At 68.2% G+C, this 20,236-nt stretch carries 14 protein-coding genes; 5 read left to right on the forward strand and 9 right to left on the reverse strand.

Going from position 1 to position 20,236, the window contains the following annotated elements:
• Positions 1-11: 11 nt before the first annotated feature.
• The 8 genes from HNQ01_RS06795 to HNQ01_RS06830 all read right to left on the reverse strand — a co-directional run bounded on the left by HNQ01_RS06795 (position 12) and on the right by HNQ01_RS06830 (position 12,982).
• Positions 12-1,781, reverse strand: a complete 1,770-nt coding sequence (locus HNQ01_RS06795) for a hypothetical protein (protein WP_173804592.1) — start codon at positions 1,779-1,781, stop codon at positions 12-14.
• Entirely contained in the window at positions 1,778-4,219 is a 2,442-nt protein-coding gene (locus HNQ01_RS06800) for an AAA family ATPase (protein WP_286180535.1), read from the reverse strand. Before HNQ01_RS06800 ends, HNQ01_RS06795 begins: the two co-directional genes overlap by 4 nt.
• A gap of 26 nt (positions 4,220-4,245) precedes the next feature.
• The gene (locus HNQ01_RS06805; protein ID WP_173804593.1) at positions 4,246-5,727 is read right to left on the reverse strand and encodes a hypothetical protein; all 1,482 of its coding nucleotides are present in this window, start codon (positions 5,725-5,727) and stop codon (positions 4,246-4,248) included.
• On the reverse strand, positions 5,724-9,056 hold the full coding sequence (locus tag HNQ01_RS06810; RefSeq protein WP_173804594.1) for a DEAD/DEAH box helicase: 3,333 nt from the start codon (positions 9,054-9,056) through the stop codon (positions 5,724-5,726). The genes HNQ01_RS06805 and HNQ01_RS06810 overlap by 4 nt, the downstream gene beginning before the upstream one ends.
• Positions 9,057-9,071: 15 nt before the next feature.
• Positions 9,072-10,502 carry a serine/threonine-protein kinase gene (locus tag HNQ01_RS06815; RefSeq protein WP_173804595.1) on the reverse strand — a complete coding sequence of 477 codons (1,431 nt, stop codon included), beginning with the start codon at positions 10,500-10,502 and terminating at the stop codon, positions 9,072-9,074.
• Positions 10,503-10,506: 4 nt separating this feature from the next.
• On the reverse strand, positions 10,507-11,214 hold the full coding sequence (locus tag HNQ01_RS06820) for a PP2C family serine/threonine-protein phosphatase (protein WP_173804596.1): 708 nt from the start codon (positions 11,212-11,214) through the stop codon (positions 10,507-10,509).
• The gene (locus tag HNQ01_RS06825; protein ID WP_286180538.1) at positions 11,215-12,021 is read right to left on the reverse strand and encodes a vWA domain-containing protein; all 807 of its coding nucleotides are present in this window, start codon (positions 12,019-12,021) and stop codon (positions 11,215-11,217) included.
• 159 nt (positions 12,022-12,180) lie between these two features.
• Positions 12,181-12,982 (reverse strand): IS5 family transposase gene (locus HNQ01_RS06830; protein ID WP_173804597.1). Its coding sequence is split into 2 segments (ribosomal slippage): positions 12,181-12,705 and positions 12,707-12,982, totalling 801 coding nucleotides; the frame shifts between segments, so codons are not numbered across the junction.
• 56 nt (positions 12,983-13,038) lie between these two features.
• On the opposite strand from HNQ01_RS06830, the gene hpnD reads away from it, so the two are divergent.
• The 5 genes from hpnD (at position 13,039) to HNQ01_RS06855 (ending at position 19,552) form a co-directional block, all read left to right on the forward strand.
• Positions 13,039-13,881 (forward strand): presqualene diphosphate synthase HpnD, encoded by an 843-nt coding sequence (gene hpnD / locus HNQ01_RS06835; RefSeq protein ID WP_173804598.1) that lies wholly within the window; start codon positions 13,039-13,041, stop codon positions 13,879-13,881.
• Complete coding sequence (hpnE, locus tag HNQ01_RS06840; RefSeq protein ID WP_173804599.1) at positions 13,878-15,164, forward strand: hydroxysqualene dehydroxylase HpnE; 1,287 nt, start codon at positions 13,878-13,880, stop codon at positions 15,162-15,164. The genes hpnD and hpnE overlap by 4 nt, the downstream gene beginning before the upstream one ends.
• Before the next feature lie 127 nt (positions 15,165-15,291).
• Complete coding sequence (locus tag HNQ01_RS06845; protein WP_173804600.1) at positions 15,292-17,220, forward strand: multicopper oxidase family protein; 1,929 nt, start codon at positions 15,292-15,294, stop codon at positions 17,218-17,220.
• 11 nt (positions 17,221-17,231) lie between these two features.
• Entirely contained in the window at positions 17,232-17,882 is a 651-nt protein-coding gene (locus tag HNQ01_RS06850) for an SCO family protein (protein WP_173804601.1), read from the forward strand.
• A complete protein-coding gene (locus tag HNQ01_RS06855; RefSeq protein ID WP_173804602.1) occupies positions 17,879-19,552 on the forward strand; it encodes a c-type cytochrome in 1,674 nt (557 codons plus the stop codon). The genes HNQ01_RS06850 and HNQ01_RS06855 overlap by 4 nt, the downstream gene beginning before the upstream one ends.
• A gap of 61 nt (positions 19,553-19,613) precedes the next feature.
• Here HNQ01_RS06855 and HNQ01_RS06860 read toward each other — a convergent pair whose 3' ends face one another.
• Positions 19,614-20,198, reverse strand: coding sequence for a Fe-Mn family superoxide dismutase (locus HNQ01_RS06860; RefSeq protein ID WP_149503001.1), 585 nt, complete (start codon positions 20,196-20,198; stop codon positions 19,614-19,616).
• Positions 20,199-20,236 lie beyond the last annotated feature (38 nt).

Consider the following 20,236-nt stretch of genomic DNA (forward strand, 5'->3'; position numbering starts at 1 on the left):
GAGACGACCTCTCACCAACACATAGCGAGGTGCCCGACATCCTCGAACGGACGACCTGTTTCCCCAGAGCGATACGCCGCAGAGCCGTTCCGCTTCTGCCAAGTCACCTCGTTCTTGCAGCCATGGCACGTTGCCTTGAACGCCATGTGCGACACCTCCCAGGCGGTCGATTCCGCTCCACAGACACGGCAGCGGTCCAGCAGTGCCAGACGCTCGATCGCCTGCTGCAGCGCATGCCGGGTCTGCTCATTGCATGAGCCTGCATTGATCGCCTGCAAGACCTCATCCCGCTCGGCTCCAGCCACCAAGGGGCGATCCATCACCCGGTCATTGCCGCTTGACCGCAAGGCTTTGGGGACATTGCGGACCACGAACGGATAGCCCGCCAGCAGATGCCGCATCAGCCAGTGCTCGATGACCTGCTGCACCCGCTCGACTCCGTAGAACTGCAGCGGGTTGAGCACGGCATCGGCGCCCGGTTGCTCCGCCTTGCCCTCATCGGCATGGCTGAACACGACGTGCCGCTCCTCGCCTGCGATGCTCCCTGGCGCAAGGCACCATGGCTGTTTTCCTCGCCGAGCCGGCACGAACCGCAGACGCGGCATGGACACCCCTGGAAGGCTCGCCTCGACCAGCCAATCCAGCCCGTCTCGGTTCAGGGTCAACGGTCTGGGATGGTGTCGGCGGATCGCGTCCAGCGCATGCCGGATCAGCAAGCCCACCTGCTCGCTGTGCTCTTCACCCGCCTTGCGTGACTGCTCGAAACGCTCGGCAGGCGTGCGGGCCACCTGATCGAGATCGGCATGGGCCAGTTGCCACAGCGGGCGCAGATGCCGGTAGTGCGGATCGTGCCGCAGGATGTTGGTGCTGCGCAGCGTCAGCCCCGTGAATCCCAGCGATGCCACCTGCGCCACAGGACTGCGCTGCATCTGCAGGACCTTGCCAAGCTGGCGCTGGAGTGTCTGCAGCACCTGCTGCGCAGACTGGGTTTCATCGGCATCGAACGCCTGCCCCCAGAGGCGGCACAAGGCTTCGCGCAGCCGGTAGTCGAGGCGCTCAGCATTGCTCAGGCTCGCGGCTTCCTCGCGCTTGGCCAACAGTGCCGAGAGTTCACGAATGCGGTGCCGCAGCAACTGCGCGAGTCGATCGAGCAGGTGGGCGAACACCCGGTTCTCGTAGATCGCCAGTTCATCATCGCTGACCTCGGCCAGCAGCCGTGACGGCACCACGCCCGTGATCTCGCGTCGCGCCCAGTCTTCGGAATGCGCCGCGAGCCGCACCTGGGCACCCAAGGCCACCCTCCGCGCCCGGGACACCGGCACGAGCTCGGTGTCGTAGCGCATGTCCATGCGGGGGCGCTGGGCGATGGTCTGCAGATGTCCGGCGATGAGCGTTTTCTCCAACTGAATTTCGAGCCGATTCATCTCGGCCAGATGCCCGAGCTGCGCGGGCATCACGGGAGAGAGCAAGGGCTGGTCGGCAGCACCCGCCTGCCACTCGCGCCACTGCTTCGCCACCGCCTTGATCGCCTCGTCGATCAGTGAGTCCGGTACCTGACCATCGGACTCAGGCGGAGACTGCAAGAAATCGTGGAGAGACTCCTCCTCTGTCGCACCGGAAGACAACAGGCACCGGGCGCTTCCATCGCTCCACAGCACCTCACCGGCTTGGAGGTCGATCGACCGATTCAGGCGGGCGGCCACCAGCAACCGGTATCGACCGGGCTCGACCTGCGAGGGCAAATCGGTTTCAGCGCCCGTGAAGCGATCGAACACCCTCATCCGCCACGCTCCAGACGCTGAATATCCCGGCGCAACGGTGTCAGACAGCGGATCGGCTCACCGTCAAGCTCGCAGTCTTCCCACATCTTCAGCAAAGCCTCTTCGACCTGCCGCAGGTCATCCGTCCCGACGTCGTGCCGTCCAATCACCTTGCCATCGCGGAACATCCGACTCGACAGGAGGTGGTCAACGGCCAAGGCCTCGCTCCCCCCTGCATCGATCACGACGGGCACGAACCGCATCATCTGGCGCTCCAGCCGGTTGCCCCAGCCAAGGCCGAACGTGCCAGCCAGGAGTCGGGTGAGTTCGCTGTCGTTGATGAATGCCATCAAGTCCACGATCTGAGGCGTCAATTCCCTGCAAACCACGTCAAACCGATCCACCAGACTCTGATGGCTCCAGGTCACGGGCTTCAGCCGACGCAGGCCAGACTCCGGCCTCTCTTGTCGCGGCAGCTCCAGCACGAACGCCCGGTCATGCGTCTTGTCCGCAAAGGCGTTCGTCGTCTCGTCGTGATTGGCGGTGCCGATGAACCACACGTTGGGCGTCAGCTTGATGTCGCGACCATCGCGCAAGTGCTTCGGTCCGCCCTGAGCCGGTCCAGACTCCATCAGGTTGATCCAGCGATCCGATTCACCCATTTCCATCGCCGACAGGAACTCGGCGAAATACTGCTCGGGGCGCGACAGGTTCATTTCATCGAGCAGCACGATGTGCAGTCGATCGCTGTCGGCTTCGGTCTGTGCCCGGTACAGCGCCTGCAGCGTGTTGCGCTCGTAGTAACGCTTCTCGAAGGCGTTGTAGTGCCCGATCAGGTCGGCGCGGTCACGCCAGCCGGCCTGGACCGGCACTGTCGTGCAGACGCCACCGACCGCCTTGGCAAAGGCGGTGGCCAGACTGGTCTTGCCGGTGCCGCTGATGCCCTGGAAGACATGCAGCTGGCTCATCGCCAAGCCGCCAAGGAAGAGCTGCAGTTCCTCCTTGCGGAAGTAGAGCTGCTTGCCCTTCTCGGCGTGGGCGATGCGGCATTGCAGTTCATCGACCAGCTGGCTCAGCTTGTCCGGCACCGGATCGGTATGGACCCGCACGGTCAGCTCGGCGTCCATGCGCGTCAGCTCGGGGAAGACCGTCTTCTGCTGCTGGCGGTTGAGGAGGTCATCGACATCCTGCTGCAACTGGCTGACGGCCCCTTGCAGCAAGGCACGGTTCGTTTCCAGCACCTTGCGGGTCTTCTGCCAGTCCTCGCGCTCGGTGACGCTGCGCTGCCACTCGGACTGGCGACGGCGCAAGTCGAACAGTTCCTGCTCGGCCTGTGTCAGCCTCTGCTGCAGGTCATCTCGCTGCAGACGCAACTGGCTGGCGTCCTCCTCGGCGCCTCCAGCCAGCAGTTCCTGCACCTGCCGGTCCAGGTCACGGTTGCGCTGGCGCAGCGCGTCGAGCTCGTCGAAAAGGCGCTGCGGATCGTCGCCGATCCGATCACGCAGTTCGCCGAACTCATCAAGTTCCTGCTGCAGCCGATCCGCATGCTCATGAGCCTTGTCGAGCCGGGATTGAAGCCGCTGCGACTGTCGCAGCGCCTCATCAAGCTCGCGCTGGCATTCCTCTCGGATCTCTTCGGTGAGCGAGCCGCGCCGGACACGCAGCAGTTCCTCGTTCATCGCCAGTTTCCGGTCACGGGTCTCCAGCGCCAGCTCATGCGCGTTGATCTGCAGCTCACGCTCGTGCAGCACCGCCTCCTGCGCCTGCACACCCGCCTTGAGCGCCTCGACATCTTCACGCGCACGGTCCAGCAAGACGGCGCGGTGCTGGACGATCTCGGCAGGCAGGCGGTCGCGGCGCTGCTCCAGTTCCTCGACCTGCTGGCGCAGCGTCTGCAACGACGCCTCCCGCTCCAGCACGATCTGCCCGCGCAGCTCGGCCGCCTGACGTGTCAGCGCCTCCTGCTGCCGCACCACCGCCAGCCGCTGCTCGTCCAGGGTCTCGCGCTCGCCAGCCAGCGCAAGGCGAGCCGTTTCAAGCTCCGCCCGATCCTGTCGCTGTTGCGCTTGCTCGATGTCGAATGCCGCCCGATCAGCAGCCAGACGGGCCGACTCCTCGGACAGGCGACCTTGCAGCGTCTCCCGCTCGGCCTCCAGCGCACGCCCCGCGCTGACGCTGCGGTCGTGTGCATCCTTGAGACGAGTTCCCCAGGAAGCGAACTGCTCGACCCAGGCAGCGAATTGCTCATGCTCCGGCATCGACAAGGACGCCGCCCAGGTGCGGATCTGCGTCTCGTCCCATGCCGTGTCAGGCGGTGCCTCCGGCAACAACGGCGCGGTCTGCTCCCGCGTCGCAAACAGCTTGTTCAGCAAGCCACTGGGGCGCGTTGCTGATGCAGGACTCGCCGCCGTGCTGCCGGTCGGTCGGACAGGCGGCGCGGCTTTCTTGTGCTTCCCCATGGTCTTTGTGCTTTCAGATCCAGGATTCAGAAATACGGAATGAACTGCTCATGCCACTCGACGGCGAAGTCCGCCATGTCGAGGCTGTGCTGGCGGTCAAGTCGCTGCCCGCTGGCGTGGCTGCCCTTGTTGCGCAGGTCGGTCAGCTCCAGCATCCGCACCCATTGCAGGGCGCGCGCCGGCAGTTGCCGCAGCGGGTGTGTATCGTGCTCCCGCGTACACAGCAATGCACCGACCCAGAGTGCCTTGAAGGGCCGGTCACGCCGCTCGATGGCCAGCCGGGTGTCCTTGAGCTTCTGGCCGGACAACACCGCCAGCACTTCGTCATCCAGCGGCGCTTGCAAAGGCAGCTCCCGCAGCAAGTCGCCAAGCACCCGCCGCGTCCATTCGGTTCGCGGCCAATCCCGCGTTTCGATCGGCCACCACTCCAGCATCCACTGCACCGTGGCTTCCATCAGGGCGCTGCATTCGGTCAGCAGGCTGTTCAGCTCTTCGTTCTGGACGCGCTCCTGGTGCAGCAAACGGTCCCGCTGACGGAGAACACGACCCATGTGCTCACGCAGCTTGGTGTGCTCCGGCCGGTTCAGGTGCGGCATCGACGACAGATCCAGCTCGGTGCGGAGTTCCAACTGCGCAAGCCAATCGGCTGCACTCAGGGAACCCGTGTCCTCGTTGGGCATCAGCTTTTTGCGCATCCGCCCAGCCAGCTCCGGGAACTGGCCCAGGCTTTGCTGCAGCGGCTCACGCAGCCATTTCACCGCTGGCACGAATCGCCACGGATCGCTGACCAGCCACGGCTGCGGATCATCGGGATTGACGTAGACCTCGCACCAGACATGCGCCAACTGCGTTCGCTGGAGATCGCCGCAGAACTCGATTTCATCGCTGACGAACTCCACATCGTCCGACAGCGTTTCGACCCGGCCCCCGGCTTGCGCAGCGGCGTGGTCACGGCGGTGCTGCTGCCACGCCTTCAGAACCTCTGCCAGATCGGCACGCGCTGGTGCTTTCACCGGCAACACGACGGGCCGCTCGATTCGACCGCTTCCTCGCTCCAGGAGAAATTCGAACTGGCCTTTCTCGTTCACGCCCTTGGGTTCGATTTCCGGCAGGTCCGCACTCAGACGCGGCCACCAGTGTCCGAACACGGCATCCTGAAACACATGCTGCTGGCTCAGGCGCGGCGTCCGGTGGTCATCACCGTCGAGCATCCTGGCCCCCTCCGGGGTCAGTCGCAGTCGCTGATCCAGCCATCCCGAGGGCTGGAGTTCCTTGGTCACGATGAAGCGGACCAGATCCCGATCGAGTTCCAGCAGCGTCGCCACCTCGGCGAGATCGCTCTTTCCAGCTCGCAGCAAGCCGAGGATGGCCGACTGGAACAGGTTAAGCGCAGGCACCTGATCCGGCGCGACGACCGGCCACACATGCACAGGCCACAACACCGCGACATGCGGCCGCTTCGACGGGCGTGACGTCGGCCAGCGCAGGAAAAGGTCAGGCGATTTCATGGCGTCTCCCTGGCGTGCAGCCGCGCCTCGGCATCGCAGAAATCCAGGAAGGCGCACATCTCCGGCACGGCCTCGCGGGATGCCTCACCCTCGAACATCGCCCGATCGCCAACCGCGATCAGCAACCGGCGTTGGCGGCTCATCGCCACGTTGAGCCGGTTGGCCGTGCGCAAGTGGCCGTACTTGCGGCTCCAGACTCGCTCCTGGGCGCTGCGCCGCTGTTCAGTCTCGTCAGGCGTGCAGCCTTCAGACAGGCTGGAGGCGGACAACGGCAGCGTGTTGCATCGGACGACAGACAGCACCACCACATCGAACTCCTTGCCCTGGAAGGCATCGACCGTGCCGACATGCAGGCGCTTCGGGAGCGAGCCACCCAGCGCAGCCAGAATCTCGTCACGCTGGGCGGCGTAGAAGGTGATGACCCCGATGCTCTTGTCCTCGGGCAGCTCCTTGAGCAGACGAGACACCTCGTGCGCCACCCGCCAGGCTTCGACCTGACGCCGACGGCTGGCGCCGGACCGGTCCTCCAGCCCCTTGACCTGCGGGACATCGATCCAGGCACACACCGATGAGCCATGACCAGGCACCAGCCATTCAAAATCGCTCGCCGGCCGGCCTGAATGAACCTGACCGAGCCCTGCTCGTTCATAGAACTGCCGGCTCACGAAATCACCCAGCCGGGGGTGCATGCGGAACTGGGTGTCGAGCATCACGACCCGCGAGAAGCCATCCGCCGCCGCCCGCTGTTGAAGCTGTCGCCACAGCCGCTCGAACAGGCTGTCCCGGTAGACCTTGCTGCTGGCCTGGTCGCCACGCTCGGCACGAATCTCGTCCTCGATCTCGCTGTCGAGCAAGTGGGGCAATTGCCGGTGGTCGCCGACCAGGACGATGCGCCGCGACGCGAGCGCCATCGGCACGAGCAGGTCCAGCGGATTGGCCCGAGCGGCCTCGTCGATGATCACGCTGCCGAACTGCAGGCTCCTCATGGATGGAGCGTCCGGCTTGTCGGTCTTGAGCAGACTCATGTGACGGCTGGCCGCCTGCTGGCAGGTCGCGCCGACGATGCTGCTGTAGGCCTTCACGGCCCGATGCACCTGATCTGGGTAGGCACCCAGTGCATCCCGATAACGGATCAACACGCCGTGGACCCCATGGCGCGATTCGCGCACCTTGTCCGCCAGTTCGGTCTGCAGTCGCTGCAACAGGCCACGCGCCTGATCATCCAGCCGATGGCGCTGCACGACGGGGCACCAGTCGGGCCGCAAGCGGTCGATCAGCGCATCGCGCAGGCTGGACAAGGCTTCCAGCAGTGCGGCATCAGGCAATCTGTCCGCATCGCTCGCCTGGAGCAGCAGCGCCTCATCCGCCGCGGTCATCAGTCCGGCCTCGTGGCGCAGCAGACCGCGCACCTTGTGTGCCTGGGCCGGACCGTCATCTTCAAAGGCCACGGCCTGACAGCGCAGCGCCCTCACCCGCCTCAGCAGCATCCTGCGGCGTGCAGGCGACAGCGACTGCGCCACCTGCGCCGGCGCCGGCGGCTGCTCCCGATAGTTGCCCCAGTCGGACTGCCACGCGGCGCCGGGCCGTATGCGCAGACGGCCGAGTGCTCTGAGGCAGTCATCCAGGTCATCCAGTGCCCGTTGACGCTCCCCAGGCTCCACGCCCAGCAGAAGCAATCGGTGCACCTGCCGATCCAGCTCCACCAGCAGGGGTGCCGAAGGGTCGGATTGCTCCATCTGCTGCACTCGGGCGGACATCGCCTGTTCCTTGCGCTCACGCCATGCACTCACCGGATCGAACTCGTCACGACGGCGAGCCGACCCGCCCACCTTGACCGCAGGCAGGCCATAGACCTCGGTACGCTCCAGCGCGTTTTCCACCGCGTCGTGCTGGAAACTCGACACCAGCACATCGTGCGCGATGAGCTGCCCCTCGTTGAGTTCGGACAGGCGCCGTTCCAGCGCGGCGATCACCTGGGTCTTGCCTGTCCCGGGCGGGCCGATGATCAGCGCAATGTCCGGGGTGTTCAGGGCCACTCGAACCGCCTCTTCCTGCCTTGTGGTCGGTCTGCCACTGCGGAAGCTCTGGCGTGCATACGGCGTCAGGGCGGTCAGTGTCGAGGGCCGCTGGGTCGGCGTCGGCACATCCTGAAGCAACGCCCGCAGCGTCTTCACGCCTGCACCCGAATCGATGGCCCGCCGCGCACTCAGACGCCGCTCATGCTGGGTCCGATGGCCTGCCAACGACAGATACATGTGACCACTCGGGGGCGGCGGCTTCCTCGACTCTCCTTTCACGACAAGGCCGTCACGCAACCACTGCGGCTCGCCTCGAAAGATCCGACGCCGATCGCGGTGCTCCAGGTCGGTGTAGTAATCGCTGTTCCAGTCCGGCGCCTCGTCATCCAGCTCGACTTGATCATCGTCAGACGCCAATTTCTTCCAACGATCACGAAACGTATTCAACGCATCCGTCTGAACCGTCAGGCGCCATCCCCCACCTTCATCGCTGGCGGGCACGCACGCGGTGTAGGACAACGACTGTAACTCGGCGGCCCGCGTGACTTCGCGCACCCACTCCTTCTGGCCGTAGAGGCTCCACAGTTCCAGATAGGTACCAAACGACGTGACCGCCGTGTCCAGCAGGAGTCGCTGGGATGGCTCCTGCGGCTGAACCCCGGCGCTGGCGTCGACGAACCGAACCGCACCCGTCATGACGATGCAGGCATCGTCCTCGCTCGCCGGGCGCTTCGCCGTGCGCTCGACCCAGAACACCTGCTGGTCATCGCGCTTCAGGTCGAGTCGAAAGCGCCGTCCGATCAGTTGCATCGCCCGGACGTCACCCCGCTCCCGAGGACACACGAACACGCGGCCCAGTGCCTCATCGCCCGCCACCGGGCAGACAAACTCATCGGTCAGCCACTCCACCGCCGAGGCGACGACCGGCTGGTCGATGCGCATCTGCTGGTGCAGGCTGTCCGCCACCCGCTGATCGACACCAATCTCGAATGCCGATTCAGACGAGACGGCCTGCATCGGCACCAGGCAGTGCAAACCGACCCTCGCCGACTTGGCACCCTGGCCTCTGGCCTGGGCCAGCACCCACAGCACGTCAAGGTTCTGGGCATGCAGCAGCAGCGATCCGGCATCAGGCGCTGGTTCGATTTCGGCGATCCGGTCATCCTGCCGCAGCAATAGCCTGCCGCCACCCTCGGCGGAACGCACCACAACTTCGCTCGAGGTCTGCCATGTCTTCGCATCGAAATCACGACCGATGACGTGGGCGCCGTGGATGCCTCGGGACAACAGGGGCGATTCATGGAGCTGCATGTCGATCTCCCTGCCTCACCACTTGAAACGCCACACGTCGTGGGTTCGATCGCCAGTGCCCAGATGGAGGACATGGGCCACACCGCGCCTGGGCAACTGCACACGCCCTCGCAGTGGCAGCAACCGGGTACTCCCCGATGTCTGCAGAGAGACCTGATGCCCGTGTTCGACTTGGATCGCCAGATCGTCCCCTGCGACCCACAGGGACATCACGGAGTCGCTTTCAGCGTGACAAGCCGTGCCTGGAGGCGCTGCACGCAACGCGACCGGCTCACTGGCCACGGTCTGAACATGCCCTGTCATGATCCAGCAGTTTTTCGGGTCGGCCAGTTCCCCCAATTCCGCCGGAGCGGCAAAGACCGAATGAACCAAACGCAGCACGCTCCCTGCCGGCTGGGCCGTGTCGCAGAAAGGACAGCACAGGTCCCGGTTCCACAGGAACGTGCTGCCACAGCCATCGTGCTCGGTGTCGCACAGCACCTGCATCGCAACCGCTGCCTCGAACGCCTCGGCCCACTCCGCCATCAATGGCCGCTCACCCGCAGCGAGAACACCGAGCCGGAAACATCGGTCAAACAGATCACGCAGGACGGGTGTGCAGACCAGCTCTCTCGGTATCCCGAGGCTGGCCCGATTCGACTCGTCCTCGGGATGGTCGACCCACGGCAGTTCACCGCGCAGTGCGGGCTCTTCACGCTCGCTGTCCTGATCCACCAGATCGCCACTCTTGAAGGGATGCAGCACCGTAAGCAACTGGAAGGCCATGACGGCAAAGCTCCAGATGTCGGTGTACGTGCTGATGCCGCGCTCGCCGCACAACAGCTCAGGCGCGCCGTAATCCGGGGTGTAGAGCTGCAAGCTGCTGTCCCGGACGGCGTAGGTCAGGTTGTCGCAGTCGATCAGCCAGACTTCTGCGTGCTCGTGCGACTCGGAGACGAACACGTTCTTGGGCGAGAGATCGCCATGCGCAATGCCCAGTCCGTGCAGCCTGGCCATGACCCGCGCCAACCGAGCCAACAGGCGCAGACGACGGCGCAGGCCGCCTGACGCCAGATAGCCGCTCAGCCCCTCCCCGTCCAGAAACGCCTGCTGGGCCTGCGTGAGCAGTTGCTCCAACGGCACCAGACCATCCATCAGCTCCATCACGTAGCCCGCCCGAGGCTTGACGATCAAGGCCTTGGGCATCGCGATCGGCAGGTCGTTCTCGGTGATGGGCAGGCGATGCACCTGCTCGATCTGGCGCTTCCAGTCGATAGACCTGGGATCCGTGCCGGGCCATCTGCTGACCTTGACCAACAAGCGGGCATCAGCTTTCGTCGTGACGACAATCCCTTGCCCACCCTCGGCCAACTTCTTGCCCAGTTCATGAACGTGGCCTCGGTCATCCTGGACACGCTGACCCTCGCCCGGCACCTTCTCCGGCCGGGCATGCGCTGTCGGTTTCATCTCATCACTCCCTGAACACCATCGCCACGGTCTTGTCGTCCGAGTGCAGTGGCGTGGCCCAATGGGTCAATTCATGCGTCAACCAGCGTCGCGCCTGCCGGCGGCTGCGCTGCTGGATCTGCCGGTGGACGACCTGCGTGAAACCGTCCAGCGACGCTGCAGCCAGATCGTCCGACACGCCATCGGTCATCAGCAGCACCAGATCCCCCGGCTCGCGCAGCGTGAAACTCGCCGTGTGCCAGTCAGACCATGCCCGGTGCGTGCCCAAGGCGCGGGTCTGGTTGCCGAAGCCGGGACGGTCCGGCGTGATCACCTGCACCCGCCCTCCGAGCCGGCACAGCACCATTCCGTCACCGAGCTGCCACACCCGGGCACGTCCCTCGGCATCGCACACCAGCCACAGCAGCGTGGTCGCGGCACAGGACTTGTCCTGCCATGGCACCAGCGCCAGCCACCGCCGATACAGATCGGTGGCGCACTGGCGAGCAGGCAGTTCCTGCCAGGATGCAGGCGACCACTGGCGAGCGATCTGCTGCGCGGCCCGCACCGCCAGCCGGGAACCTGTTGCACTGCGTGCGCGGGAACCCAGTCCATCCGCCACCGCAACAATCCAGCCCCCGCGCCATCCCCGCAAGGCCAACGCATCCTGACCTGGCTGGAACGTCTGCAGATGGGCCGGCCCCGTCACGCAGGCGCCTGCCGCACGCAGCATTTACAGCGCGTCCAGGTCCAGATCGTCGTCCGGCGGCACCATGCCCAGATCAAGTCCGACCGACTGATCGGGTGTTGCGCTTGCCGACCTGGACGCCACGCTCATCGTCACCGCACGGAAGAAACGCACGATGTCGCGAGCATCATGTGCATCGAACAGCGTCGCCTCAGGGCCATTGGGAAACTGCTTCAGCATCTCGCGATCGGCATCGGCGCCGATCGCCATCGCGAAGCGGGACGCCTTGCTGCCGCGCTCGCTGCTGCACAAGGCCTGTAGCGGCTGCTCCCAGTCATCCGTCGGTGCCCCGTCGGACACGAGCACCAGCACGGGTCGGTAAGCGCGCGACGGGATGCGCTCCTTGTCTTCGAGCAAGCGGCGAGCCAGATCGAACGCCTTGCCCATCGGGGTCGGACCACTGGCCGCCAGCGGTTTCATGGCCGTGACCTCATGGGCCGCGACGAGCGGCAGATGCTCCTCCGCCGCCCTGCCGCCAAACGTGATCAGTCCGACCTGAATCTCCGCTCTCAGACGCGACTCCTTCGCGAAGCTGCTGACCATGTCCCGCAGAGCCACGTTCAGCAACTCGATCTTGTTGCCCTCGACCATGCTGCCGCTGACATCGGCCAGGACGATGACAGGCAGCGGCCTGGGTTGTGGTGCGGCAAACGATTTCAGCTTGGTCACCGCCGGTGTGGCCTTGGCCGGATGCGCAGAGGCCGGCATCAGGGCGTCATGCTCTTTTCTCCGAACGATGGTGGCGTTGTGATGCCGACTCTCGTTGTCCTCGTTGTAGCTGCCCCATCCCATGATTTCTCCCTGTTGATACGAAAAGACTATCAAAACAGGCGCATATCGTTCATTCAGAAACCTCGAAGAACGGATGGAACAAGAACAAAGACCCTGGCCCCGTGAAATCTGATGCGCGCAACCGGGTCAGTGACTGGAGCCGATTCGCTGAGAGCGTGTTCACGATCTCCTGAGGAGCAAGGCCAGAAAGGCGAGATGGACGAACTGCAGGCTGGTGTTGAGCCAGCGCTCGCAGTTCTTCCACAGGCGTCGGTTCTTCTCCAGCCAGGCGAAGCTGCGCTCGACGATCCAGCGCTGGGGCATGACCGCAAAGGTGTGCAGTTCGCTGCGCCGGGCCACCTCCACCGTCACCCGCTCGCCCAGGATCTCGCGCACGCCGTGCTCGAACGGTCGACCCACATAGCCGCCATCGAAGAGCACCCGGCGCACCCCCGCCAGGGCCGCCTTGCCGTGCTCGAGCGCCTGCAGCGCTCCCTTGCGATCGGTGACCTCGGCCGTGGTCACCGCCACCGCATGCGGCCAGCCCTGCGTGTCGACCACGATGTGGCGCTTGATCCCCGAGACCTTCTTGCCCGCGTCATAGCCCTTGAACCCGGCCGTGTCCGCGTTCTTCACGCTCTGCGCGTCCACGATCAACAGCGTCGGCGTGGCGCTGCGCCCCTGTCTCACGCGGGCCGCGCCAACCTGATTTTTTTAAAGCCCGCTCCAGCGTGCTCACACCCTCCGCATCGGGCTCGCTCCACTTGCGCCACCACGCGTAGACCGTGCTCCACTTCGGAAAATCCGCCGGCAGGAAGCGCCACTGGCAGCCCGTGCGCAGCAGGTACAGCACGGCGCAGAACACCTCGTACAGGTCCACCGTCGTCGGCTTGGTGCGCCGGCGCACTCCCCTCAGCAGCGGCTCGATCTCCGCAAACCGCTCTCGGCTGATGTCACTCGCGTAGACTTTTCTCTTCGGCATCCCCGCATTTTCAGGGCAGTCGGGATCGTGAACACGCTCTGAGACAATCGCCCCCCATGACCACCTCCCCCGAGCACTACGTCCAAGAGAAGGCGGCCGGCAGCGGCTCGAGCTTCTACTACGCCTTCCTCTTCCTGCCGCCGGAGCGCCGCGCGGCGATCACCGCGTTCTACGCCTTCTGCCGCGAGGTCGACGACGTGGTCGACGAGACCAGCGACGCGGGCGTGGCCGCCACCAAGCTGGCGTGGTGGCGCACCGAGGTGCAGCGCGCCTTCTCGGGCGAGCCGACGCATCCGGTCATGAAGGCGCTGATGCCGCACGTCACGCTCTACCAGATCACGCCGGCGCACCTGCTGGCCGTCATCGAGGGCTGCGAGATGGACCTGCAGCAGAGCCGCTACCTCGACTATCCCGGCCTGAAGCGCTACTGCCATCTGGTGGCGGGCATCGTCGGCGAGGTCGCCGCGCGCATCTTCGGCCAGACCGAGGCCGCCACCACCGCCTACGCGCACCAGATGGGCCTGGCCTTCCAGCTCACCAACATCATCCGCGACGTCGGCGACGATGCGCGGCGCGGCCGCATCTACCTGCCGATCGACGAGCTCAAGCAGTTCGACGTCAAGGCGCACGAGATCCTCAACCGCGGCTACAGCGAGCGCTTCACCGCGCTGATGAAGTTCCAGGCCGAGCGCGCCCACCAGGCCTACGACCAGGCGCTGGCGCTGCTGCCCGCGGCCGACGCGCGCGCGCAGAAGCCCGGCCTGATGATGGCCAACATCTACCGCACGCTGCTGCGCGAGATCGAGGCGGCCGAGTTCCAGGTGCTGCACCAGCGCATCTCGCTGACGCCGGTCAGGAAGCTCTGGATCGCGATGAAGACCAACTGGCGCGGCCGGTGAGCCGCGTCGCCATCGTCGGCGCGGGCTGGGCCGGGCTGGCGGCAGCGGTCGCCGCGGTCGAGGCCGGCCACGCGGTGACCGTCCTCGAGATGGCGCCGCAGCCCGGCGGGCGCGCGCGCAGCCTGGCCGCCGAGGGCGCGGCCGGCGGCGATCCGGCCGACCGGCTCGACAATGGCCAGCACATCCTGATCGGCGCCTACACCGCCACGCTCGGGCTGATGCGCCGCGTCGGCGTCGATCCCGACGCGGTGCTGCGGCGCCAGCCGCTGGCGCTGCTCGACCAGGACGGCGTGGGGCTGCGGCTGCGCGCGGGCTCGCCGCTGCTCGAATTCGGTCGTGCGGTCTGGGCGATGCGGCACTGGCGGCTGTCGGAGCGGCTGGCGCTGAGCTCGGCCGCGCTGGGCTGGCTGCTGCGGGGCTTTCGCTGCGACGCGGGTTGGACGGTCGCCCAGCTCACCGCCGGACTGCCGGCGCGGGTGCGCGCCGAGATCCTCGACCCGCTGTGCGTGGCGGCGCTGAACACGCCGGCGCCGGAGGCCAGCGCGCCGGTCTTCCTGCGGGTGCTGCATGACGCGCTGTTCTCCGGCCCTGGCGCCAGCGACCTGCTGATTCCGCGCCGGCCGCTGGCCGAGCTGCTGCCCGAGCCGGCCTGGCGCTGGCTGCAGCAGCACGGCGCGACGCTGCACACCGGCCGACGCGTGCGCACGCTGGAGCCCGAACCCGCGCCGGGCGGCGGCTGGCGGGTCGACGGCGAGGTCTTCGATCAGGTGGTGCTGGCCTGCCCGCCGGCCGAGGCGGCGCGGCTGACGCGCGCGGTGGCTCCAGGCTGGGCGGCGCAGGCCGAGGCCTTCGGCTTCGAGCCGATCATCACCGGCTATGTGCAGGCGCCGGGCGCGCGGCTGGCCGCGCCGATGGTCGCGCTGGCCGAGGGGCCGCAGGCGCCGGCGCAGTTCGCCTTCGACCACGGCGCGCTGGGGCTGCGGGCCGGGCGCTTCGCCTTCGTGGTCAGCGGCGCGGCGCCCTGGGTCGAGCGCGGCCTGGAGGCCACCGGCCAGGCGCTGCTGGCGCAGGCCCGCGCCGTGCTGCGCGACCTCGGCGAGGGCGAGCCTGCGGTGCGGCTGGAGCGGCTGGTGGCCGAGAAGCGCGCCACCTTCCGCTGCGTGCCGGGGCTGGTCCGCCCGCCGGCGCAGATCGCGCCGGGGCTGCGCGCGGCCGCCGACTGGATCGAGGGGCCGTATCCGGCCACGCTCGAAGGGGCGGTGCGCAGCGCCCTTGCCCGATGAAGGCTTGCTGAAACTGCGCAACCGCCCGCCCGGATCGCGGGAGACGTGAACCTTTTCACGTTGACACAAATATTTACATTGGAAACACTTCTTCCCGTAGCAGACGCCAACGGAAAGAGAGTTCCCCATGATCACCCGCCGCCACCTCCTTGCCGGAGGCACCCTGGCCGGCCTGAGCACGCTGGTTCCCGGCGCCGCCCGGGCCGGTTCGCTGCTGAGCAACCTGCTGCAGCTCACCTTCGGCGCGCTGCAGCAGATCGTCTACTCGCTGCCGGCCGACAACGGCAGCACGCCGTCGACCGGCACCGGGACCACCACCCGCCTCGACGGCCGCGTCCATCCGAAGTTCGTCAACGCGCTGCCCGACCCGAACCGGCCGCTGAACTGCTTCCAGCCCTCGAACCTGCTCGGCAACGCCTATGTGCTGCGCCTGCGCGAGTTCAGCACGCAGATCGGTCTGGTCAATCCCGCCGGCCAGAAGCTCACCACGGTGCTGTGGGGCTACGGCACGGCGCTGCAGGCGCCGACCTCGCCGGGACGGACCTTCTCGGTGCGCTCGGGCAGCAGCATCCAGGTCACCTACGTCAACGAGCTGATGCGCAATTTCCAGCCGATCGCGCACCGGCTGCCGGTCGACACCACGCTGATGTGGGCCAACCCCGGCAACCTCGGCGGCCTGGCGCCGGTGCCGCTGGTGGCGCACCGCCACGGCGGCGCCCAGGGCACGACCAGCGACGGCCTGCCCGACGGCTGGTCGACGCCGGACGCCAACTTCAATGGCGTGCCCGACCTGCGCGGCCGGCTCTGGAGCCAGCCCTACACCTTCGATAACCGCCAGGAGGCGGGCCACCTCTGGTACCACGACCATGCGCTGGGCGTGACGCGGCTGAACGTGCACATGGGCCTGGCCGGCCACTACCTGATCCGCGACGCCAACGAGGACCAGCTGTTCTCGCGCAACCAGCTGCCCTTCGCGCCCTACGAGATCCCGCTGGCGATCCAGGACCGCATGTACGACAGCACCGGCCGGCTGTTCTATCCCGCGACCGATCCGGCCAACCCGGCCGCGCCGAAGCCGACGCACCTGCCGGAGTTCTTCGGCGACTTCATCATCGTCAACGGCGTGCCCTGGCCGGTGCACCAGGTCGAGCCGCGCGCCTACCGGCTGCGCCTGCTCAACGGCTGCGACTCGCGCTTCCTCGACCTGAGCTTCGTGCGGCCGGACGGCAGCGCGCTGACCTTCCACCAGGTCGGCACCGAGCTGGGCCTGATGGACGCGCCGGTGCCGATGACGAAGCTGCTGCTGGCGCCGGGCGAGCGCGCCGACGTGGTGGTGAGCTTCCGCGGCCTGGCCGGCCAGGGCGTGCGCCTGCTCAACAGCGCGCCGACGCCCTTCCCCGGCGGCGCGGCGGTCGATGCCGCCACCGCCGGCCAGATCATGCTGTTCCAGACGGTGCTCGCCATGAACACCGCCCGCCCCGACACGACGCTGCCGACCTTCCTGCGGCCGGTGCACGGGGCGCTGCCGGCGCCCTCGACCGTCGGCGCGAAGGTGCGCAAGCTGCTGCTGCTCGAGGGCACCGATCCCTACGGCCGCCTGCAGACGATGCTGGGCACGGTCAACCCGGCCGCCGGCAACCCGGTCAGCCCGGCGCACGGCACCTTCCTGTACTCGGACCCGGTCACCGAGACCGTCGCACTGGGCAGCACCGAGGTCTGGGAGATTCACAACACCACGGTCGACGCGCACCCGATCCACCTGCACCTGGTCGACTTCCGCGTGCTCGAGCGCCAGCCCTTCTCCGGCACCGTCGTGCCCAAGCCGATGGGCGCCGGCGGCGCGATCACCGGCGGCTGGCTGACGCAGGTCTCGCTGACCGGCGCGGCCCGCCCGGCCGGCGCGCACGAGGCCGGCCGCAAGGACACCGTCGTCGCCTATCCCGGCGAGGTCACCCGCATCCTGGTGAAGTTCCCGCGCGCGGGCGAGTATGTCTGGCACTGCCACATCCTCTCGCACGAGGACCACGAGATGATGCGCCGCTTCGTCGTCGCGTGAGGGGAAGCGCGATGAAGATCCGGAGCGCGGCGGCGCTGCCCGCGCTGCTGCTGGCCGGGGCGGCGCTGGCCGCGCCCGGCGCCCGCCCGGCCCCGCAGGACGAGCTCTGCCACGGCACGACGCCGGCGGCCTCGGCGGCGTCGGTGCCCCCCGCCCCGGCGTCCCAGGCGCCGGTGCGCAGCCTGCAGAGCGTGACGCTGCCGGCGGTGCGCCTGCGCACCCAGGCCGGCGGCGCGCCGGTCGCGCTGGCGGACTCGATCGGCGAGGACCGCCCGGTGCTGCTGAACTTCGTCTTCACCAGCTGCACGACGATCTGCCCGCCGATGACGCAGATCTTCGCGGCCGCGCAGGAGCGGCTGGGCGAGCGGCGCGCGCAGGTGCGCATGATCTCGATCTCGATCGATCCGGGGCAGGACACGCCGGCGCGGCTGCGCGAGTACGCCGCACGCTTCGACGCCGGCCCGCAGTGGCTGTTCCACACCGGCAGCGCCGACGCGATCGACGCGGTGCAGCGCGCCTTCAACGTGCACCGCCCGGACAAGATGGGCCACACGCCGGTGACCTTCGTGCGTGCGCGCGGCAGCCGGCAGTGGGTGCGGCTCGACGGCTTCGCGTCGCCGGAGCAGCTGGTGCGCGAGGCCCTGGCCGGCGGCACGCCGTGAGGCGGCGGGTCCTGCCGGTCCTGCCGGCCCTGCTTGCCCTGCTGGCGATGCCCGCGCTGGCCGCGCCGGCTCCCGAGGCCGCCGCGCTCGGCGAGCAGCTCTACCGCGAGGGCCGGCGCGCCGACGGCGCGCCGCTGCAGGCGCTGCGCGAGCACGGGCTGACGGTGTCGGGCCGGGACGCCGCCTGCATCCAGTGCCACCGCGCCAGCGGCATGGGCGGCGCCGAGGGCAGCAGCCGGGTGCCACCGATCGTCGGCGCCCGGCTCGACGCGCCGGGCCAGGCGGGCCCGGGCACGCGGGCGCGCGTCGCGCCGGGCCTGCAGCGCCAGCCACCGGGCGGCGAGCAGCGTCCCGCCTACGACCGCGAGCATCTGGCGCGCGCGCTGACCGCCGGCATCGACGCCGGCGGGCGCGCGATGGACGCGCTGATGCCGCGCTACCGGCTCGATGCGGCCGAGGTCGCCGCGCTCGACGCCTACCTGCACACGCTCACGGTCGGCGCCGCGCCCGGCTTCGACGGCCGCGTGCTGCACCTGGCGACGATCGTCGGCGCCGACACCGCGCCCGAGGTGCAGGAGGCCGGCGCCGGCGTGCTCGCCGCCTGCCTGGCCGAACGCTCGCCGCGTGCCGGGGCCGAGGCCGAGGCGGGCACCGGCGCGCCGCCCTGGGTGCTGCACCGCTGGACGCTCGGCGCCGATCCGGCGCGCTGGTCCGCCGAGCTGCAGGCGCTGCAGCAGGCGCAGCCGGTCCTCGCGCTGATCTCCGGCCTGACCGGCCCGGACGGCCGCGGCGCCTGGCAGCCGGTGCAGCAGCACTGCGAGCACGAGGGCCTGCCCTGCCTGCTGCCGCAGGGGCCGTCGATCGACGACCGCCAGCCGCTGCGCTGGACGCTGGCCTTCAACCGCGGCGTCAGCCTCGAGGCCTCCGGGCTGGCCCAGGCGCTGGGCGAGCCCGACGAGGACGGCCGCGCGCCACCGCGCCGGCTGCACCAGATCGTCCAGAGCCGCGACGAGGCCAGCCGGCTCGGCGCGGCGCGGCTGGCCGAACGGCTGGCGGCGGCGGGCGCGCCGGTGCATGTCGAGCCGCCGATCGACCTCGACACCCCGGGCCTGGGCGCTGCCGCCGCGATGGCGGCGCTGCGCACGGCCACGCCCGACGAGGCCTGGGTGCTGTGGCTGGACGGCGCGGCGCTGGCGCGGCTGGCGGCGCTCGACGCGCCCGCACCGCAGGCGCGGGTGGTCCTGTCCGGCGAGAGGCTGGCCGGCCGCTTCGAGGCGGTGCCGCCGGCCTGGCGCGCGAACGTGCGGCTGACCTGGCTCTGGGACCGGCCGGGCCGCACCCGCGCGCGGCTGGCGCTCAATGCCGGCCGCTGGCTGCTGTCGCACGAGCGCGCGCCGGCGGCCGACCCGGCGCTGCTGCAGATCCAGGCCCACGCCTACTCGGCCTGCGAGCTGGCCGCCAGCGCGCTGCGCCGCATGGGCCGCGAGGTCGGCCGCGCCCATTTCATGGAGCGGATCGAGGAGGCCGAGGAAGCCGCCACCGCCACCGCGCTGCCGCGCTTCACGCTCGGCACGAACCGGCGCGAGGCCTCCTCGATGCTGTGGCGGCTGCGCTTCGAGCCCGGCCGCGACGAGCCGGTGCCCGACGGCGAGCCGCTGTCGCCGCCCTGAACGACAAAGGCCGGGGCCCCTTGCGGAGCCCCGGCCTTCGTGGCGGCAGGATCGGAGACGATCAGGCGGCGAAGTTGGCCTCGGCGAACTTCCAGTTCGCCAAGCTGTTCAGGAAGGTCTCGACGAACTTCGGGCGCAGGTTGCGGTAGTCGATGTAGTAGGCGTGTTCCCACACGTCGACGCACAGCAGCGCGGTGTCGCCGGTCGTCAGCGGGGTGCCGGCGGCGCCCATGTTGACGATGTCGACCGAGCCGTCGGCCTTCTTCACCAGCCAGGTCCAGCCCGAACCGAAGTTGCCCACGGCCGAGGTCTGGAAGGCCTTCTTGAACTCGTCGAACGAGCCCCACTTGGCGTTGATCGCGTCGGCCAGCGCGCCGGTCGGGGCACCGCCGCCGTTCGGGGTCATGCAGTTCCAGAAGAAGGTGTGGTTCCACACCTGGGCGGCGTTGTTGTAGATGCCGCCGCTGGAGGTCTTGACGATCTCTTCCAGGCCCTTGCCTTCGAACGCGGTGCCGGGCACCAGGTTGTTCAGGTTGGTGACGTAGGCCTGGTGGTGCTTGCTGTAGTGGTAGTCGAAGGTCTCGGCCGACAGGTGCGGAGCCAGGGCGTCCTTGGCATACGGCAGGGCGGGCAGTTCGAAAGCCATGTGTGAATCCTTCGTGGTTGGGGTGCGAGAGGGTGATC

This window comes from Sphaerotilus uruguayifluvii (assembly GCF_013294065.1).
Lineage (GTDB): Bacteria > Pseudomonadota > Gammaproteobacteria > Burkholderiales > Burkholderiaceae_C > Sphaerotilus > Sphaerotilus uruguayifluvii.